Origin of the sequence: Vibrio sp. D401a (assembly GCF_030248515.1) — a bacterium.
Classification (GTDB): domain Bacteria; phylum Pseudomonadota; class Gammaproteobacteria; order Enterobacterales; family Vibrionaceae; genus Vibrio; species Vibrio rotiferianus.
The window spans coordinates 1-1,137 of sequence record NZ_JAHGAI010000102.1 but is presented as its reverse complement, the minus strand read 5'-3'; the positions used below and the strand labels follow the sequence as shown (position 1 = coordinate 1,137).

The 1,137-nt window shown below is 38.8% G+C and carries 2 protein-coding genes; both read left to right on the top strand.

All coding sequences use genetic code 11. The features are described from left to right. The first annotated feature begins 184 nt into the window (after window positions 1-184). Window positions 185-370 (top strand): hypothetical protein, encoded by a 186-nt coding sequence (locus KIV41_RS24655; RefSeq protein WP_252040553.1) that lies wholly within the window; start codon window positions 185-187, stop codon window positions 368-370. Window positions 371-412: 42 nt separating this feature from the next. Continuing rightward, complete coding sequence (locus tag KIV41_RS24650; protein WP_230842082.1) at window positions 413-817, top strand: hypothetical protein; 405 nt, start codon at window positions 413-415, stop codon at window positions 815-817. Window positions 818-1,137 lie beyond the last annotated feature (320 nt).

Here is a 1,137-nt window from a genome sequence, read left to right as displayed (position 1 = left end):
CACCCCTTAACAGAGCGTTATGTTTCTTCAGGAAATACTTAGCTTTTGCGGCGACTATCTCTAATTTCCCCTTTTATTTTCCAAACATTGATACGTTCTAGCTGAAATTTATTGCCATCACTTGCATATCAATTTGTTATAGATATTGTACGCAAACGGCATAAGATACTTTGGGAAATTAAAAATGGTTAGAGGTTATAGTGAGCAGACTTTAAAAACTGAACCTGTAGTTCAGTTGGCAATACTAACGGGGTTAGATGACGATCTGAACTTTGTTCGAGGCAACAGAGAAAGTGTACTTCCAGTTCTCACGGGAGTCATTCTGTATCGACAATTAAGTAAAATCGAACAAAGAAAGGTCATGGAGTAAGCTCAGGCTCTTGGGAATCGGAGGTTTTTTGGTAAGGTGCAAATGCTAGTTGCGCAGAGTATTGCAAAACCAATGTGGAATCCTTGGAGTTTATCAAATCGCGAATTACAAGAGTACTTTAAAACACATAAAGCAGTTGCTGACTTTCTCTCAACATGGTTTATAACAATAGAAGTTAAGCTCGAAGTTGGTTTTGCCGCAGCCATAATTTATTCTTTATCAAAAGGTGGTGGCGCTTCCTTGGTGAAAGATATGGCATCTGTTCATATAGCTGAGGAAGCATTAAATAAGTTGAAGTTATCTGCTTCCGCTCAACAAGTTAGCTCGAGAGCGTTTTTCGTAGCTGTTATTCTTGCCAGTGTAATAAAAGGTTTTAATGAAGCTGACTCCATGTCCGCAAAAAAGGAACTTGTGCGTCGTAACTTACTTAGACCAGAGGATTTATAGTTAATGTTTTGGATACTGGCTCTATTTATTTCTCTGTTTGTCCTTTATTCGGATTATGCGTATTATTTTTACAGTAGGCGGAGGGGAGCAAGGTTAAAAACAACAAAACTAGTCAGCCTAGCTCTCACCGTAACATTGCCCATGTTGGCGGCAACGGAGATATTGAATGATTTTAAGGTAACAGGGGCGACTTATCAGACCGTTGTAGTATGTGTTGCGGCGTTAGTCGGTTCCTTGGTTTGTTTATCTGAAAGGTATCGTTTTAAGCACGAAAAATAGTGTTTTAGATATCCATTGAACCCAAAACATAACAAAGCATT